This is a genomic window from Rhizobium sp. UGM030330-04, assembly GCF_003208455.1.
GTDB lineage: Bacteria > Pseudomonadota > Alphaproteobacteria > Rhizobiales > Rhizobiaceae > Agrobacterium > Agrobacterium rhizogenes_A.
This window is the reverse complement of the sequence record NZ_QKML01000008.1, coordinates 107,037-125,038: the sequence shown is the minus strand read 5'-3', so window position 1 is coordinate 125,038 and position 18,002 is coordinate 107,037. Positions and strand designations below refer to the sequence as shown.

The following is an 18,002-nucleotide window of genomic DNA, read 5'->3' as shown; positions in this document are numbered from 1 at the left end:
TCACGCATTTTCCGGACGTAAAACCGCTTCGCACTTTTACTGGAAATGCTCTGAGGATACGACGATGCTTTTGATCCGCTGCCCCTATTGCAACGAAACATTGCCCGAAGCCGAATTCACCTATGCCGGGCAGGCCCATGTCGTCCGCGCCGCTGATCCGTCGTCGCAGAGTGATGAACAGTGGGAAGAATTCCTGTTCATCCGCGAAAACGTCAAAGGTCCGCATTTTGAGCGCTGGCGGCATCTGCATGGCTGCGGCCGCTTCTTTAATGCCGTGCGCGATACGGTGAGCGACCGGTTCCTTACGACCTATCGCGCGGGTGAGCCGCGTCCGGAGCTTTCTTCCCTGACCCGCGTGACCGCAAGTTCGGAGGTGTCGAAATGAATTCCTATCGCGTTTCCGGCCGTGGCCGTGTGGATGCCGCCCGCTCGGTAAGCTTTACCTTCGACGGCAAGACCTATCGCGGCGTGAAGGGCGATACCGTCGCCTCGGCACTGTTGGCCAATGGCGTGCATCTTATGGGCCGCTCGTTCAAATACCACCGCCCGCGCGGCTCGGTTGCGGCGGGTTCCGAAGAGCCGAATGCGCTGATCGGCACCCGCCGTGGCGCCGGTCAGTTCGAGCCGAACACCCGCGCCACGGTGCAGGAAATATGGAACGGGCTGGAAACCACCTCGCAGAACAAATATCCGAGCCTGAAATTCGATATCGGCGCGGTCAACGACATGGCCTATATGCTGTTTTCGGCGGGCTTCTACTACAAGACCTTCATGTGGCCGAAGAGCTTCTGGAACAAGGTCTACGAGCCCTTCATCCGCGCGGCGGCTGGTCTCGGCGTTTCGCCGGCGGAGGAAGACCCCGACACCTATGCCTCGCGCAACCTGCATTGCGACGTGCTGATCGTCGGCGCTGGTCCTGCCGGTCTCGCTGCGGCGCGTGCGGCGGCGGTGGATGGTTTGAAGGTCGTGCTGGTCGATGAAAATGCCGAGGCCGGCGGCACGCTGCTGTCCGAGCCGCAGGCGAAGATCGATGGCAAGCCCGCGTGGGATTGGCTTGCGGATGAGTTGAAGGCGCTGAAGGAGCGCGGCGTCAGGGTCATGACCCGCACCACGGCCATTGCCTATTACCACCAGAACATGATCGGCCTTTGCGAAAAGCTGACCGACCATCTGGAAACCGTACCGAAGGACATGCCCCGCGAGCGCCTCTGGCGGGTCAGGGCGCGTCAGGTGGTGCTGGCGCAGGGCGCGTTGGAAAAGCCGCTGGTCTTCCACGGCAACGACCGTCCGGGCGTGATGCTGGCAGGTGCTGCCCAGACCTATCTCAACCGCTATGGCGTCAAGGTCGGCAACAGCCCGGTGGTGGTGACGAGCCATGACAGCGCCTGGTATGCGGCCTTCGATCTTCACGGCGCAGGCGCACGCGTTCAGGCGATTATCGATACGCGCGCGACGGTGCGGGAAGAGCTGGTGAATGAGGCACGGGCGCTTGGCATTCCGGTCAAGCTGTCGCATACGGTGACGGCGACCTCCGGGCGGCTGCGGGTCAAGTCGGTCCGCGTCAACCCGGTCAAGGGGGCGACGGTCGGCGCGGGACAGGAGATTGCCTGCGACGCGGTGCTGATGTCCGGCGGCTGGACGCCGTCGCTGCATCTCTTCTCCCATACGCAGGGCAAGCTCGCCTGGGATGACGAACGGACGACCTTCCTGCCTGCCCTCACCAATGAGGATTGCGTGATTGCCGGGGCCGGACGCGGGCTCTGGGGCATCGAGGCGGCGCTGAAGGACGGCGCGGAGCGCGGCCGTGAAGTGGCCACAGCACTCGACAAGGCGGCCAGTGCCAGCGCCCATGCGGTGGAACATGACCGCACTGGCAGCGGCGTGTCGTACACCGAACTGCCAAGCGACCGCGATGCCGGCAAGGCCAAGGCTTTCGTCGACTACCAGAACGATGTGACCGCCAAGGATTTGCGGCTTGCGGTGCGCGAGGGCATGCGCTCCATCGAGCACGTCAAGCGTTATACGACCAACGGCATGGCCACCGATCAGGGCAAGATGTCCAATATCAACGGCCTCAACATTGCGGCGGAAGCGCTTGGCAAACCCCAGCCGCAGGTTGGCCTCACCACCTTCCGCCCGCCCTATACGCCGACGACCTTCGGAGCCTTCGCCGGTTATCACCGCGGCGCGCATTTCGAAGTGACGCGCAAGACGCAGATCGATGGCTGGGCTGAGGCGCATGGCGCGGTCTATGAGCCGGTCGGGCAGTGGCGTCGCGCCTGGTATTTCCCGAAGCCGGGCGAAGACATGGACGCAGCGGTCGGCCGTGAATGCCGGGCGGTGCGCCAGAGCGTGGGCATTTTCGATGCTTCGACGCTCGGCAAGATCGAGGTGGTCGGTCCTGACGCGGTCGAATTCATGAACCGCATGTATACCAATCCCTGGTCGAAGCTTGCGCCCGGCCGCTGCCGTTATGGTCTGCTGCTCGGCGATGACGGCTTCATCCGCGACGACGGCGTCATCGGCCGCATGACCGAAGACCGTTTCCACGTCACCACCACGACAGGCGGTGCCGCCCGGGTGCTGAACATGATGGAGGATTACCTCCAGACCGAATGGCCCGATCTCAATGTCTGGCTTACCTCCACCACCGAGCAATGGTCCACAATCGCGCTGAATGGCCCGAATGCGGCAAAGCTGCTTGCGCCGCTGGTGGAAGGTGTGGAACTGACGGAAGAGGCTTTCCCGCATATGTCCTGCGTGGAATGCACGGTCGCCGGCATGCCGGCGCGACTGTTCCGGGTGAGCTTCACCGGCGAGATCGGCTTCGAGGTCAATGTGCCGGCTCCGCTCGGCCGCAAGCTCTGGGAAATCCTGTGGGAGGCCGGCCAGCAATACGACATCACCGCTTATGGCACTGAAACCATGCATGTTCTGCGCGCCGAAAAGGGTTACATCATCGTCGGACAGGATACCGACGGCACGGTTACGCCCTATGATGCGGCGATGGGCTGGGCCGTGGGCAAGGCGAAGCCTGATTTCGTCGGCAAACGCGGTCTTGCCCGCCCCGATCTCGTCGCCAAGGGCCGCCGCCACCTCGTTGGCCTTCTGACTGAAGACCGCTCGAAGCTGGAGGAGGGGGCGCAGATCGTCTTTGATCCGAAACAGCCGATCCCGATGAAAATGGTGGGGCATGTGACCTCCTCCTACCATTCGGATGCGGTCGGCCAGCCGATTGCGCTGGCGCTGGTCGAGGGTGGTCATGAGCGGATGGGCGAGACCGTCTATATCCCGATGCTGGACCGTACCATTGCCGCGAAAATCACCGGGATGGTGTTTGTCGATCCCGAAAACACCCGCCTGAAAATCTGATCCGGAGATGACAATGAACATGCGTGTTTCCTCCCCCATTTCCGGCCCCTTGGCTGAAAGCAAGGCGGCGCGGGTCAGCATCCTGCCGGCGCAGGCGCGGCTGTCGCTGCGCGCCCGTGGTGATGTCGCGTCACTCGGCGCGGCACTTGGCCTCACCCTGCCCGAGCGGATAGGCGCCTGCGTCTCGGCTGGCGAAAGGCAGGCCGTGCGCCTTGGTCCCGACGAATGGACGATCCTTGCCCCTGCCGGTGAAGTCGGCGAATTGATCGCGGCCTGCGCCGGCGTTTATGCCGGCCATCCGCACAGCCTTGTCGATATTTCCGGTCGGGAAGTGACACTGCTGATCGAGGGGCCGCGAGCCGCTGAACTTCTGACGCTTGGCTGCGCCCGCGATATCGACACGATTGCGGTGGGCGAAGCCCGCCGGACGATTTTCGACGGCGTGACGGTAGTGCTCTGGCGCGATGCGGAAGACCGTTTCCGAATGGATATCTGGAACAGTTTCCTGCCGCATCTTGGCCATTTGCTTGAAACCGGCTGCAGGGAACTTGCCGCTGAAATCGCCTGAACTCGCCACGGTTTCAAAACTGTCCGAGTGCTGATCCATCAAGGGGGAGCAGGATTTTGACCATCTATGTCATGAAAGTCTCGTGCCCGGCGCGCAGCGGCATCGTTGCCGCCGTATCCGGATATCTCGCGCGGTCCGGCTGCAACATCAACGACAGTTCGCAATTCACCGATCAGGAGACCGGCCGTTTTTTCATGCGGCTGAGCTTCGTTTCGGAACAGGGGCTGGAGCGCGACGCCCTCTTTGAAGGCTTCGCTCCAGTCGCCGTGGATTTCGACATGGATTACGATTTTCATGATCTCTCCCGCAAAACCAAGGTGGTGATCATGGTGTCGCGCTTTGGCCATTGCCTCAACGATCTGCTGTATCGCTCCCGCATCGGCGCCCTGCCGGTGAAGATCGTTGCGGTGATCTCCAATCATCTCGATTACCAGAAGCAGGTGGTGAACGAGGATATTCCCTTCCACCACATCCGTGTCACGCCGCAGACGAAACCGGAGGCCGAAGCGGAAATCCTGCAGGTGGTGCAGGATATCGGTGCGGAACTCGTGGTTCTGGCCCGCTACATGCAGGTTCTGTCGGACCGGCTCTGTCAGGAAATGTCGGGGCGCATCATCAACATCCATCATTCCTTCCTGCCATCGTTCAAGGGCGCCAACCCTTATAAGCAGGCCTATGAGCGCGGTGTGCGGCTGATCGGCGCGACTGCCCACTACGTCACTGCCGATCTCGATGAAGGGCCGATCATCGAGCAGGATACGATCCGCGTGACCCATGCCCAGAGCGGCCTCGATTACGTCTCGCTTGGCCGCGATGTTGAAAGCCAGGTGCTTGCCCGCGCCATCCACGCCCATATTCACCACCGGGTCTTCCTCAACGGCAACAGAACCGTGGTGTTTCCCGCTTCGCCGGGGGAATATGTGTCCGAGCGCATGGGATAAGTGCAGCAGAGCGCGAGAGCGGGAGCTTTACTCTTCGGGCGGCTGCTCCATGTCGCCGCCCTGCTCCTCCTCCAGGCGCTTCGCGGACCGCGCGGCGGGATAGGCGCCTGTCATGCTGGCGAACTGAATATCGTTTTCAGCAAATGCATCCTTCAACATCGAATAGGCCTTGCGCCGCACCACTGACGATTGCCCGCCGGCGCGCAGCATCATGCCGAAACCGAGCGTCATGCCATATTCGCCGAAGTGCTCGACACCCTTCAGCTTGACGGTCTCGATGAGGAACGGCCCGAACTCCGGATCCTCTTTCAGTGCCTTGCCGATCTCCTTGGTGATGGCCTTGACCTTGGCGATATCGGTATCGAAGGCGACGGTGACCATGAATTTATCGATCGACCAGTCACGGCTCATGTTTTCGACCGCGCCGAGCGACCCGAACGGCACGGTGAAGATCGGGCCGCGATGGTGGCGCAGCTTGACCGAGCGGATGCTGAAGGATTCCACGGTGCCGCGATAGGAACCGCTTTGAATATATTCGCCGACACGGAAAGCGTCATCGATCATGTAAAACACGCCGCTGATGATATCTTTCACCAGCGTCTGTGAGCCGAAACCGATGGCGATGCCGAAAATGCCGGCGCTGGCCAGCAGCGGTCCGATATTGACGCCGAGTTCCGAAAGCGCCGTCATGACGGCGACTGCTGCGATGATGATGCCGAGCATGTTGCGCAGGATCGGCAGAATGGTCAAAAGCCGGTCGTCCTGCGGCTGGCCGCCGGAGTGGCCGCTCATTGCGTCGCCGGCAGGGACGCTCAGTTCCAGCCGGCGGGCGATCATCGACTTGATGGCGATCCATATGAGATCGGCAAGCAGCAGGATGAGTGCGCCGTGCAGGACGCCGACGACGATGGAGGTGAGCAGGGCACCATCCGGCAGGGAATCCGGATGGGCGCGGACGAGGAAGATCAGCCACACGATGGCCGTTCCGACGATGGCGAGCCGCACGCCGCGCTCGGCCAGAACGGGGCGAAGGTCGCTCTCACTGTAACCGCCAATATCGGTTGCGAGTTTCCGCGCGGCAATGCCGAGCGTCGAGGCAAGACCCGGCAGGACAAGCGCATAAAGTCCGATCCAGAACAGCACGCCTGCGCCGGCCAGGCGCAATCCGAAGAGGATGATGAGGCAGAAGATCAGCGCGACATCGATCGCCCGCGTCCGTTCAGAACCCGGATCGCCGCCGGGCCGCCGCCATATCCAGAGGCCGGCGAGCAGAAACAGGAGGCCGACCAAGCCGGTGGACAACAGACCGAGCGTATCGCGCGGAACGCCGAGATTTTCGAGCGTCCTGAGCAACGCCCAGCAAAACCCGGCAAGCGTTGCAAGCCAAGTCCAGCGGACGATCCAGAAATCGCGCCGCGGGCTGGCTTCGCGGCCAACCACCTGTCGCAACAGGCCGGAAACGGCAAAAAGCACCGGCAGGAGAATACTCATCACAAGCCAGGGCAGCAGAACCGCGCTCAGCAGGGGCGGCCACTGGATGCTGAGGAACATGGCGGTTGCGACAAGGCCGTATCCGAAAAGGGGCAGGAGCCGCCTCGACACGACGGCCGAGGCATATTTGCTGATATCCCCGCTGTTTTTGCGGGATGCGTGCATGACGATGATGCGGTTGGTGACAATGCCGCCGGCAAGGCCCGCGCCGAACAGGACAAGCACATGCAGCAGGAAAATAACGGGACCATAGGCGCGGATCGCGTCGCCAAGCCTTCCTGATGCGGAGGCTATCTGCGAGGACATCGTCGGCAGGTCGGCCATGATGCGGGCAAGATGCTCGCGCCGCTTGCTCGCCCACTGGTCGAGATCGCTCAGCTGACTTGGTGATGCCGTTTGCGGAGGCGGCTCCGCGCCGGTTGTCGCAAGTTTCTGTGCCAGCAGGGCGCGAACGTCGTCCTGACCGAGAAGTTGCAGCAACTGGTCAACCTTTTCTTCCGTCGTCTGCCCGGGCGAGGCCGCCTTCACCGGTGGCTGTTCCTGCGCGAAAAGGCCGGTCGCTCCGAGCGCGACGAGCGCGATGGCGATAGCTGCAATCCGTCTGAAAAGGCAGTGAAGGGTGGTCATCCGGCTCTCCCGCACCAGCCGGGAAGATGCCGTGCTTCGTGCGAGCGCGCCAGTTCCACGGCTTTTTCTATCGTCTCGTTAAAGGAATGGCGCAGGTCTTTGCCGCTCACCCGGCGGCGGAAAAAATCCGCCCAGAGAAATTCGGTGAAAGGCGCTTCGATCTTGGCGAAACCGCCGGCATCGCGAACCGCGCCGGCCAGCGAGCGGAAAGGGTCGTCCTCGAGATCGACGATCCGCTTTGGCAATTCATCGATGGGACAACGCCTGCCGTCGGCGTTGAAGGGGTAAACAAGACTGCGATGATCCATCACCGACCAGAACTCCTGCCGGCCGAGATGAGAGAGATCGGCAACGATGCTGGTCAGGACATGTTTCACGCCCTCGTCATGCAAAGCCAGCGCAAGATGATGATGGTCGACCAGATAGAGACGCTGCTTGTAGCCGATGACGACGGGCACCATGTGGTGGCCGAGAAAATCCGGTCCTTTTTCATCGCGGATGGCGGCCCATTGTTTGCGCTTGTTTTGCACCTCACGCAGGCCGACCGTCATCTGGGTCGGTCTGAGCGCGGTGATTTCAATCGGGCTGAGGTGGGGTTCAAGAGGCTGTGGCATGGCTGTTCTCCCGGCCCATGGCCGTGGTTACGGCATCATCGACGCTGAAACTGCTGTGCGCCACCAGATTGTCTCCGCCACCGGCGAGCAGCAGGTCCCGGACATGGTCGTGCATGCGGGCATAATAGACCGTGGTGCCGCCACGCTGCATCGCCGTATCGAATTCCAGCAGCGCATCGAGCGCGGTGGAATCCAGTTCGAAACTTTCCTCGAGACTGATGATCGCGACATGCAGTTCCGGCCTTGCGGCGATACGTTTGGTGACGGCGGCAAGGATCGGCTCGGCATTGCCGAAAAACAGCGGCTGCGCCGGGCGCAAAATGATCATGCCGGATATGTCCTTGGCATCCGGGTGGCGTTCCATGTCAACGAAATCGTGGCTGTCGCCCAGCCTTCCGAGATGCATCACGTGCGGCAGGGAAAGCCGGCGGACAAAGACCGCGAAGGACAGCGCCACGGCAACGAGCATGCCGTTCAGAACGCCGAATGCCAGCACGCTGGCGGCGGCGGCAAGCGCCAGCCAGGCGTCGTTGCCAAGCCGCCACAAGCGGATGATCGGCGTCGGATCGAGCGCGTGCAGCAGGGCTACGGCGATGACGGCTGCCAGCACCGCCTGTGGAATGTAGGCGAACCAGCCGGAGGCGAGCAGGCTGAAGATTGCTAGGCCGATTGCGGCGATGGCCGAGGCGAGGCGGCTCTGCGGGCCGACCGCCTCGCTTGCCGCACCGGCGGAAAAACCGGCGCCGACCGGCATGCCCTGCACGGCGGCGCTGGCGATATTGGCAAACCCGAAGGCCCGCAATTCGCGATTGGAATCGACGCTCTCGCCATGGCGCAGCGAAAAGCTGCGGATCGTGCCCCAGGATTCCGCAAAGAGAATGAGGACCAGCGGCGGCGCGAAGCGGGCGACATGCGCGACATCATCGAGCGATACCGAAAGCGGGCCGGCCCATATTCCGGCAAGGTCGATGGGGCCGACAATGGCGACGCCGCGGCTTTGAAGATCGAGCAAGATAGAGGCGGCAATACCTGCCACGATGACGACAAGGCTGCCGGGAATGGCCGGGCGCCTGCGCAGGAATAGGAGCAGCGCAAGCGCGGTAAGGCCGACGGCGATGCTTTCGGGGCTCCAGTCCCGCGGATGGGACAGGATCTGCAAAAGGATCGCCAGAGGTTCCCCGGTCGCTTCCTTTGTTCCAAAGAGGCTAGGTAATTGCTTGATCGTGATCAGGATGGCAAGGCCGAACGCAAAACCCCGCAATACCGGGCGTGAGATTACGCTCGACAGCGCGCCGAGCCGCGTGGCGGCCGCCAGAAGAAACAGGATGCCCACCAGCGCGACAGAAATGGCAACAAGCAGCATCTTCTGCGCGGGGGTGACGGAGAGCGTGGCCAGCATGGCCGCCAGGATCGCGGCGGAGGACGATGTGGGGGACACCACCGCAAACCGGCTCTGGCCAAAAACGGCATAGACGATGCAGCCCATGATGGCCGCGAGAATGGCGTGCTGGGCCGGAACGCCGGCAATTCCCGAATAGGCGATGGCTTCCGGCAGCATCAGGCCGGCGATCGACAATCCAGCAATCACATCACGCCGGCTCAATGTCACGGACATGGGGTTTCGACCGCATCGGCGCCACTGGAGGCGATAGAAGTTTCACCCGGCAAGATCACGATTCTCCACCCTGTTACCGCGCTGGCATGAAGGTTTCACCCATTGCGGATACAAGTCAAAGTTTAAATTGCGTGACCGAAATATTTCAGTCGTTCCGTGTCCCGCCGTCGTTGGAACATCCGCTTTCCGGCGGGCAAGGAAGCGGCCGGAAGGCCAATCTCAGCCGCCATATTGCTCGTCGGTAACATGTTCCAGCCAGTCCACCACCTTGCCGTCCTTGACCTCCTGAAGCGCGATATGGGTCATGGCGATATTGGGTGCCGCGCCATGCCAGTGTCTTTCGCCGGGCGCGAACCACACGACGTCTCCGGGGCGGATTTCCTCCACCGGGCCACCCTCGCGCTGCACGCGGCCAAAGCCGGAGACGACGATCAGTGTCTGGCCGAGCGGGTGGGTATGCCAGGCGGTGCGGGCGCCGGGCTCGAAGGTGACCTGGGCGCCCTGCACCCGCTCCGCATCAAAGGGGTTGAAGAGCGGATCGATGCGGACTGTTCCCGTGAACCATGTCTCGGGGCCTTTGGCGGACGCTCGGGTTCCTGCGCGTAATATTTCCATGGTCATTCTCCTGTCTGATATCGTGTCACGATTGGATGTGGGAATTTGTCTATTGTCCACCGGGGGGCGTAAAAATCTGATCGAGTGGCAGGCTCCGAAGCATTTTCCAAATGCCTGGCATTTTTCCTGTTTCTCTAGGTTATCTCATTCTTTTGCGAGCATTTTTCGACACTGAAGATATTTGTTCCACGGCCTTTCAGACGTGATGACAAAAATTATTCTCGGGATTGACTCATTTATGAAACCGGTTACATTCGCTTATGTAAACGGTTTCATCGTTGAAAACCGTGCTTGGAGGAGCAAATTTTCATGTTTAGACATTTGATGGCTGCCGCTGCGATGGTGCTGGCGGCCGGCACGTCCGTGCACGCGCAGGAACAGAGCTTCAAGATCGGTCTCTCCAATTCATTCGTTGGTAGCGAATGGCGCACGCAGATGATCGAAGAGGCTCAGGCTGCCGCGAAGGCGTGGGGCGAAAAGGGCGTCAAGGTCGAGGTTGTTGTCCAGAGCGGCAATGTTGATGTGCAGGGGCAGATTGGCCATATCCGCAATTTCATGAACCAGGGCGTTGATGCGATCCTCATCAATCCCGGCAGCCCGACGGCCTTCGATCCGATCTTCGCGCAGGCAAAGGCGCGCAATATTCTCGTTATCGCCACTGACGCCGAAGTGTCCTCGAAGGATGCGATCTATGTCGGCATCGACCAGAAGGCATGGGCGGCACAGTCCGCGCAGTGGCTTGCGGATGCGCTGAAGGGCAAGGGAAGCGTCGTCGCCATCAACGGCATCGCCGGCAACCCGGCAAACGAGGCCCGCGTCGCCGGTTACCGCGAAGTGTTCAAGAAATACCCCGATATCAAGGTGCTGAACGAAGCCAATGCAAGCTGGGATCAGGCGCAGGGCCAGCAGGCCATGCAGAACCTGCTTGCCACCTATCCCGATATCAGCGGCGTCTGGGTGCAGGACGGCATGGCGGACGGCGCATGGCGCGCCATCGAAGCCGCCGGCAAGACCAAGGACATTGCCGCGACCGGTGAAATCCGCAAGGATTTCATGACCCGCTGGGAAAAGGAAAAGTTCAATTCCGGCGCTTCGGTCAATCCTCCCGGTGTCATGGCCAGCGCGCTCAACGTCGCTGTCCTGAAGCTGCAGGGCAAGGAATTCAAGGACGGCGTCTTCCGTGGCACCTATGGCAACGCCATCTATATTCCGATCCCCTTCGTCAGCAACGACAACCTTGCCGACAATATCAAGGCCGCCGATGGCAAGCCTGGCTACTGGTCGGTCACGGCAACCGTGACGCCGGAGCAGGCCGGCGAGTTCTTCAAGTAAGACCGCTCTCGGGCTGGCGGCGAACGCCGGCCCGAACCACAATTTCGTGTGCGGAGAGGGCCTTGGCCATCCGCCTGTGACAAGCAATATTCGGGGACATGCGATGGCGAACGCTTTGGAAGCGGCCGGCATAACGAAGAATTTCGGCGCAGTGCGCGCGCTTTCCGCCGGCAGGCTGACCGTCGGTCGCGGTGAAATTCACGCGCTGCTGGGCGCCAATGGCTGCGGCAAGAGCACGCTTTGCAAGATCGTTGCGGGCGCGGTCGCGCCGACCAGCGGCACGATCCGGTTCAACGGTGCGGAAGTACGCTTCAAAAGCCCGCGGGACGCCGAAAATGCCGGTATTGCGCTGTTTTATCAGGAACTCAGCCTCGTTCCGCAGCTTTCGGTCGCCGATAATATCTTTCTCGGCCGCGAGCCGAAACGCGGCATCTTTGTTGACGGCAAAGCCCTGAAAGCCGAAGCGGCGAGACTAATTGCGCTGTTTGACGGCGTGGCGGGCGAGGGGCTGGAGCCGGACGCAATCGTTGGCAATCTGCCGCCGGATCAGCGCCAGCTGGTCGAAATCCTCAAGGTCTTCGCGCAGAATGCCAGCCTGATGATCATGGACGAGGCGACGGCGGCGCTCGATGGCCGCCAGTCCCAGCGCTTTTTCGAGATACTCCGGGCCAAGAAGGCGGACGGTGTCTCGACCATCATGATTTCCCACCGTCTCGACGAGGTCTTTGCCGTCTGCGACCGCATCACCGTGATGCGCAACGGCGCGACGATTTCCGAACTCGATACGGCGGCAACCACCCGCGAAGCCGTCGTGCACGACATGGTCGGCGATGTCCGCGCCGCACCCGACCGCCAGCAGGGACGCGCTGCTGCCGCGCCCAGCCTCAAGGTGACGGATGTTGCGGGTGATGGCGTTCGTGGCGTTACCCTAGAAGCCTATCCGGGTGAAATCGTCGGTCTGGCTGGTTTGCAGGGGCAAGGCCAATCGGCCCTGCTGAAAGGCCTCTTCGGCGCGAATCCGTTTGCAACAGGCCAAGTCCGCTTCGAGGGCCGTGAAATCACCATCGGCAAGCCTTCGCAGGCGGTTCACAACGGTTTTGCCTATGTTTCGGGCGATCGCGGTCGTGACGCGTCGCTTCAGGGCCGGTCGATCTTCGAAAATCTCGTCGCCGCGCTCATGGTGCGCGAAAAGATGCGGCTCGTTCGGCCCGCAACTTTGAGGCCGCGGGTGCAGAAGGTCGCTGATGATATGAAGACAAAGTTTGCCGGCATGGACATGCCAATCGGCACGCTTTCCGGCGGCAACCAGCAGAAGATCTTCATTTCCCGCTGGCTTGCGACATCGCCGAAACTGCTGCTGCTCGACGACCCGACCAAGGGTATCGATCTCGGCGCAAAGGCCGATCTCTTCGCGCTGATGCGGCAACAGGCCGATGCCGGCGCGACCATTCTTCTCTATTCCTCGGAAGATGCGGAAATCCTCGAATATGCCGACCGCATTCTCGTCTTCAACGGCGGACGCATCTCTGCGGAACTGACCGGAGCCGACATGACATCCGTCAACATGACCCGCGCCGCCTATGGAGACGCCGCATGAATTCCCAAGGCGTTCTGCGCAGGCAACCCTGGATCATCACCCTCGTCGTTCTGGCCGTTCTCGTTGCCGTGAACACGTTTCTGCAGCCATCCTTCGTTCAGCCCTCCGTGCTGCAATCGAACCTGACGACGTTTCTGCCGCTGATCCTGGTCGCCATCGGCCAGACCTACGTCATTCTGGCCGGAGATATCGATCTTTCAGTCGGCAGCATCGTGGCGCTCGCCAATGTCGTCACCGTCAGCGTCATCGCCGCACTCGGCGGCACGACGGGTGCTGTCTTCGCCGGCATGGCGGCGGGTGCGGCTGTCGGGCTGCTGTGTGGACTGGTCAATGGTTTCTTCATTTCCGGCCTGCGCTTCCAGCCCATCGTCACCACTTTCGCGACCGGCATCATCTTCGCCGGTCTGGCGATCTGGGTCTTGCCGCAGGCAGGTCTTCCTGTGCCGGAAGCCTATTGGCAGACCTATTCCGGCAGCTTCATCGGCCTGCCCTTCGTGCTGTGGGTACTGCTGGCAGGCATCGCCTTCACGCTGATCGTGTCGCGCATTCCTTTCCACACGCATCTGCTTGCCGTCGGCGGCAATCGCACCGGCGCCTTCCAGACGGGTCTGCGCCTTTCCGGCATCCGCATCGGCGCCTACATGATCTCCGGCCTGTTCTCGGCGCTGGCAGCGCTCTGCCTGACGGGTGAAACGGCCTCGGGCGACCCGCTGCTTGGCGCAAGTCTGGCGCTGTCTTCCATCTCGGCCGTGGTTCTGGGCGGCACCGCGCTTTCCGGCGGTTTCGGCAGCTCGACCGGGTCGATTGCCGGCGCGCTGGTGCTGGGCATGATCGGCAATGTGATTTTCTTTGCGGGCCTGCCCTTCGAGTACCAGACACTGGTGCAGGGTTTGATCGTGCTGACGGCGCTGGCCGGCGGTGTTCTGGTGACGAGGCGTTGACATGACCAATCCCGGCTTGCAAATCAAAACCGTCCTTACCGATCCTCTGACCATCGCCATTGGCGCATCGGCCTTCCTGCTGCTGGTCGGCGAATTGCTGTCGCCCGGCTTCGCACAGGGCTCGCAGATCGTGCGGCTGCTGACGATTGCCGCCATTCTCGGCATCGTCGCGGCGGGCCAGAACCTCGTCATCCTCGGCGGCCGTGAAGGCATCGACCTGTCCGTCGGCGCGATGATCTCGCTTGGCGCCGTCCTTGCCGGCAATATGATGAACGGCCAGAATGCCGGCATTCCGCTCGCCATTCTCGTTGCCGGCGGTATTCCCTTCCTGATCGGCCTCATCAACGGCCTCGGCATCACCTTCGTGCGCATTCCGCCGCTGGTCATGACGCTTGGCATGACGGCGGTCATTCAGGGCGGGCTGGTCGTTTATTCGCAGGGCGTTCCATCAGGTGCGGCAGCGCCCCTGCTGGCGGGTTTCATCAACCGTCCGCTCGTCTTCGGTATTCCCGGCGTGTTGTTCGTTTGGCTGGGCATCGCCGCGATCATGCTCTTCGTGCTGCGCCGCACCGCCTTTGGTTTCGCTATATATGCCATCGGCTCCAACGAGCGGGCGGCGACGCTCACCGGATTGCCCGTCTCTTTGATCCGCACGCTGCTTTATGGCCTCTCCGGCCTGTTTGCCGGGCTGACCGGGGTGTGCGTCATCGGTTACACCGGCACGTCCTTCATCTCCGTCGGCGACCAATATGTGCTTCCGTCGATCATTGCGGTTGTCATCGGCGGCACCTCGCTTGCCGGCGGTGCGGGTGGATATGTCGGAACCATGGCCGGGGCAGTTGCGCTCACCATTCTGCAAAGCGTACTGATAACGCTCAACCTCGATGTATGGGCACGGCAGATCATATTCGGTGTCACGTTGCTAGCGCTGATGCTGCTTTATGGCCGCCAAAAGCAGTTGCGTGTGTGACAGATGAGCAAAGACCAAGGTTCTAATATCAGGGAAGTTGCAGCTCTCGCGGGCGTTTCCATCGCGACCGTATCGCGGGCGCTGCAGCAACCCGACAAGGTTCGCCCGGAAACCAGGAAGAAGGTTTTCGACGCCGTGCGGCAGGCGAACTTCGTTCCCAATGCGCAGGCGGCCAGTTTCCGCCGCCAATCCAACAACACCGTCATCCTACTCGTTCGCGATATCGGCAACCCGTTTTATCTCGAAATCTACAAGGGCGTGGAAGAAGCGGCGGGCGAAGCGGGCTTCAAGGTGCTGATGGGCGATGCCCGCAACGACGAGAACCGCGTGGCGACCCATATCGACATGGTGCGCCAGAAACATGCCGACGGGTTGATCCTGATGACCGGCCAGTTTCCCTCCGAGCTTCTCGATCAGGGCGACGCGCTGCCGCCGATCGTCATCGCGTCGGAAACGGTGCCCGGCCTCGCGCTGCCGACCGTCAAGGTGGACAACCGTGCCGCCTCCATGAATGCCATGCGGCACCTCATCAAGGCGGGGCATAAGGAGATCGTGCATCTGGCCGGTCCCGTTCCGGAAAGTCTGGCGCAGGAACGTTTCGACGGTTACCGCGCGGCACTTGCCGAGGCTGGCATAACCTACACCGACGAACTGGTGGTGACGGGCGATTACAGCATCGAAGCCGGCCGTCAGGCGATAACCGGTCTTCTCGAAGGTGGCATCACCTTTACCGCGATCTTCGCATCGAGCGACCAGATGGCGATTGGCGCGATCAGCGAGTTGCGGGCGCGTGGGGTTTCGGTTCCGGCCGACGTCTCCGTCATCGGCTTCGACGACATCATCTTCGCCAACGCGTTTGAACCGCCGCTGACGACGGTGCGCCAGCCCCGCCAGGAAATGGGCCGCAGGGCCATGGCGCTGATGGTGGACAGATTGAACGGAAAACGCACGGCTGAAACCGTCGTGCTGGATACGGAACTGGTGGTGCGCGGCTCGGTCGCGCCCTGCCGCCCGCCGCATCGGTAGCGGCCAGACTGTGAATGCAAGGAGTGTAAGGACATGAAGACGATCAAAGGCCCGGCAATTTTCCTCGCGCAATTTGCCGGAGACGAGGCCCCTTTCGACACGCTCGACAATCTCGGCCAATGGGCGGCTTCGCTCGGTTACAAGGGCATTCAGGTGCCGACCGATCCCAAACTCTTCGATCTGGAAAAGGCCGCCGCCTCCAGGACCTATTGCGACGATATCAAGGGCCGTCTGGCCGAGATCGGCATCGAGATCACCGAGCTTTCAACGCATATTCAGGGCCAGCTTGTCGCTGTTCATCCCGTTTATGATGAAATGTTCGATGGTTTCGCGCCGGCCGAATTGCGCGGCAAACCGCAGGCGCGGCAGGAATGGGCCGTCAATCAGCTGAAGTATGCGGCGAAAGCCTCGCAGCACCTTGGCCTCAAGAGCCATGCGACTTTCTCCGGCGCGCTTGCCTGGCCGTTCGTCTATCCGTGGCCGCAGCGTCCGGCCGGGCTTGTCGAAATGGCTTTTGCCGAACTGGGCAAGCGCTGGACACCCATTCTCGATGCCTTCGAGGAGAATGGCATCGATCTCTGCTATGAGCTGCATCCGGGTGAGGACCTGCATGATGGCGTTACCTTCGAGCGTTTCCTTGACGCCACCGGTAATCACCCGCGTGCCAACCTGCTCTACGATCCCTCGCATTTCGTGCTGCAGGCGATGGATTATCTCGGTTTCATCGACATTTACCACGAGCGAATCCGTGCCTTTCACGTCAAGGATGCCGAGTTCAATCCGACTGGCCGTTCCGGCGTTTATGGCGGTTATCAGAGCTGGGTCGACCGGCCGGGGCGGTTCCGCTCGCTCGGCGACGGGCATGTCGATTTCGGCGCGGTGTTTTCCAAGCTCACCCAATATGACTTCGAGGGCTGGGCGGTGCTGGAATGGGAATGCGCGTTGAAGCACCCGGAAGACGGCGCGCGTGAGGGCGCGGGCTTCATTGAAAACCACATCATCCGCGTGACGGAGCGGGCCTTCGACGATTTCGCCAAGAGCGGTGTCGATGATGCCGCCAATCGTCGCCTTCTTGGACTTTGAAAGGGATAGCCATGTCCTCCGCTACAAAGAAATTCGATAGCCGCCGTATCCGTCTCGGCATGGTCGGTGGTGGTCAGGGCGCCTTTATCGGTGCGGTGCACCGCATCGCGGCCCGGCTGGATGACCGTTACGAGCTGGTGGCCGGCGCGCTTTCCTCCGATCCCGCGCGTGCTAGCGCTTCGGCAACCCTGCTCGGCATTGCGCCGGAGCGCTCCTATGCCTCGTTCGAGGAAATGGCGGCATCCGAGGCTGGTCGGGAAGATGGCATCGAGGCGGTCGCTATCGTCACCCCCAACCATCTGCATTTTGCTCCGTCCAAGGCATTTCTCGACGCCGGCATCCACGTCATCTGCGACAAGCCGGTGACCGCGACGCTGGAAGAGGCGAAGGCGCTGGCCGAGATCGTCAGGGCATCCGACAGGCTGTTCATCCTGACGCATAACTACACCGGCTATGCGATGCTGCGGCAGATGCGCGAGATGATCGCCGATGGAGCCATCGGCAAGCTGCGCCACGTTCAGGCCGAATATGCGCAGGACTGGCTGACCGAAGCCGTCGAAAAGATGGGTGCGAAGGGTGCGGAATGGCGCACCGACCCCAGCCGCTCCGGCGCCGGCGGGGCAATCGGCGATATCGGCACCCATGCCTTTAACGCCGCTGCCTTCGTCACGGGCGAAATCCCGACAAGCCTTTATGCCGATCTGACGTCGTTCGTTCCGGGCCGGCAGCTGGATGACAGCGCCAATATTCTGCTGCGTTATGAAAGCGGCGCCAAGGGGATGCTCTGGGCGAGCCAGATCGCGGTCGGCAATGAAAACGCGCTGTCGCTCCGGGTCTATGGCGATAAAGGCGGGCTTGAATGGCACCACCGGGTGCCGGACGAACTGTGGTTCACGCCTTATGGCGAACCTAAGCGGCTTATCACCCGCAACGGCGCAGGCGCAGGTGCTGCTGCCAACCGTGTCAGCCGCGTGCCGTCCGGGCACCCGGAGGGATATCTCGAGGGTTTTGCGACGATCTACCGCGAAGCCGCAGATGCAATCATCGCAAAAAGGGAGGGAAAGACAGCCGCCGGGGAGGTGATTTACCCCGGCATAGAGGATGGCCTTGCGGGTCTCGCATTCATCGATGCGGCCGTCCGGTCCAGTCGGACCTCGTCCTGGGTAGGGATCGACATCTAGATCATCGCATATCGAGGACGGACGACGCA

The 18,002-nt window shown here is 61.7% G+C and carries 15 protein-coding genes; 11 read left to right on the top strand and 4 right to left on the bottom strand.

The window, feature by feature from the left end:
• Positions 1-64: 64 nt before the first annotated feature.
• The 4 genes from N434_RS13965 to purU are packed head-to-tail and all read left to right on the top strand — an operon-like array spanning position 65 to position 4,881.
• Positions 65-385: a sarcosine oxidase subunit delta gene (locus N434_RS13965; protein WP_110758709.1), complete on the top strand. Its 321-nt coding sequence runs from the start codon at positions 65-67 to the stop codon at positions 383-385.
• Positions 382-3,372, top strand: a complete 2,991-nt coding sequence (locus N434_RS13960; RefSeq protein ID WP_110758707.1) for a sarcosine oxidase subunit alpha — start codon at positions 382-384, stop codon at positions 3,370-3,372. The genes N434_RS13965 and N434_RS13960 overlap by 4 nt, the downstream gene beginning before the upstream one ends.
• Positions 3,373-3,385: 13 nt before the next feature.
• Entirely contained in the window at positions 3,386-3,940 is a 555-nt protein-coding gene (gene soxG, locus N434_RS13955) for a sarcosine oxidase subunit gamma family protein (protein ID WP_181423974.1), read from the top strand.
• Positions 3,941-3,996: 56 nt separating this feature from the next.
• Positions 3,997-4,881 carry a formyltetrahydrofolate deformylase gene (gene purU, locus N434_RS13950; RefSeq protein ID WP_110758704.1) on the top strand — a complete coding sequence of 295 codons (885 nt, stop codon included), beginning with the start codon at positions 3,997-3,999 and terminating at the stop codon, positions 4,879-4,881.
• A gap of 27 nt (positions 4,882-4,908) precedes the next feature.
• On the opposite strand, the gene N434_RS13945 is transcribed toward purU, so the two are convergent.
• The 4 genes from N434_RS13945 to N434_RS13930 all read right to left on the bottom strand — a co-directional run bounded on the left by N434_RS13945 (position 4,909) and on the right by N434_RS13930 (position 9,843).
• The gene (locus N434_RS13945) at positions 4,909-6,999 is read right to left on the bottom strand and encodes a mechanosensitive ion channel family protein (protein WP_110758702.1); all 2,091 of its coding nucleotides are present in this window, start codon (positions 6,997-6,999) and stop codon (positions 4,909-4,911) included.
• Positions 6,996-7,613: a ParB-like protein gene (locus N434_RS13940; protein ID WP_110758701.1), complete on the bottom strand. Its 618-nt coding sequence runs from the start codon at positions 7,611-7,613 to the stop codon at positions 6,996-6,998. The genes N434_RS13945 and N434_RS13940 overlap by 4 nt, the downstream gene beginning before the upstream one ends.
• Positions 7,597-9,228 carry a SulP family inorganic anion transporter gene (locus N434_RS13935; RefSeq protein ID WP_110758699.1) on the bottom strand — a complete coding sequence of 544 codons (1,632 nt, stop codon included), beginning with the start codon at positions 9,226-9,228 and terminating at the stop codon, positions 7,597-7,599. The genes N434_RS13940 and N434_RS13935 overlap by 17 nt, the downstream gene beginning before the upstream one ends.
• A 219-nt stretch (positions 9,229-9,447) precedes the next feature.
• Positions 9,448-9,843: a (R)-mandelonitrile lyase gene (locus tag N434_RS13930; protein ID WP_110758903.1), complete on the bottom strand. Its 396-nt coding sequence runs from the start codon at positions 9,841-9,843 to the stop codon at positions 9,448-9,450.
• 309 nt (positions 9,844-10,152) lie between these two features.
• On the opposite strand from N434_RS13930, the gene N434_RS13925 reads away from it, so the two are divergent.
• The 7 genes from N434_RS13925 to N434_RS13895 all read left to right on the top strand — a co-directional run bounded on the left by N434_RS13925 (position 10,153) and on the right by N434_RS13895 (position 17,973).
• Positions 10,153-11,175: a substrate-binding domain-containing protein gene (locus N434_RS13925; protein ID WP_110758697.1), complete on the top strand. Its 1,023-nt coding sequence runs from the start codon at positions 10,153-10,155 to the stop codon at positions 11,173-11,175.
• Between the two features lie 103 nt (positions 11,176-11,278).
• Complete coding sequence (locus tag N434_RS13920) at positions 11,279-12,772, top strand: sugar ABC transporter ATP-binding protein (RefSeq protein ID WP_110758696.1); 1,494 nt, start codon at positions 11,279-11,281, stop codon at positions 12,770-12,772.
• Positions 12,769-13,713: an ABC transporter permease gene (locus tag N434_RS13915; RefSeq protein ID WP_065117787.1), complete on the top strand. Its 945-nt coding sequence runs from the start codon at positions 12,769-12,771 to the stop codon at positions 13,711-13,713. The genes N434_RS13920 and N434_RS13915 overlap by 4 nt, the downstream gene beginning before the upstream one ends.
• A 1-nt stretch (position 13,714) precedes the next feature.
• On the top strand, positions 13,715-14,683 hold the full coding sequence (locus N434_RS13910; RefSeq protein ID WP_110758694.1) for an ABC transporter permease: 969 nt from the start codon (positions 13,715-13,717) through the stop codon (positions 14,681-14,683).
• Positions 14,684-14,686: 3 nt separating this feature from the next.
• Entirely contained in the window at positions 14,687-15,709 is a 1,023-nt protein-coding gene (locus N434_RS13905; protein WP_110758693.1) for a LacI family DNA-binding transcriptional regulator, read from the top strand.
• A gap of 33 nt (positions 15,710-15,742) precedes the next feature.
• Positions 15,743-16,792, top strand: coding sequence for a sugar phosphate isomerase/epimerase family protein (locus N434_RS13900; RefSeq protein ID WP_110758691.1), 1,050 nt, complete (start codon positions 15,743-15,745; stop codon positions 16,790-16,792).
• Positions 16,793-16,803: 11 nt separating this feature from the next.
• Complete coding sequence (locus N434_RS13895; RefSeq protein ID WP_110758689.1) at positions 16,804-17,973, top strand: Gfo/Idh/MocA family protein; 1,170 nt, start codon at positions 16,804-16,806, stop codon at positions 17,971-17,973.
• Positions 17,974-18,002: the final 29 nt, after the last annotated feature.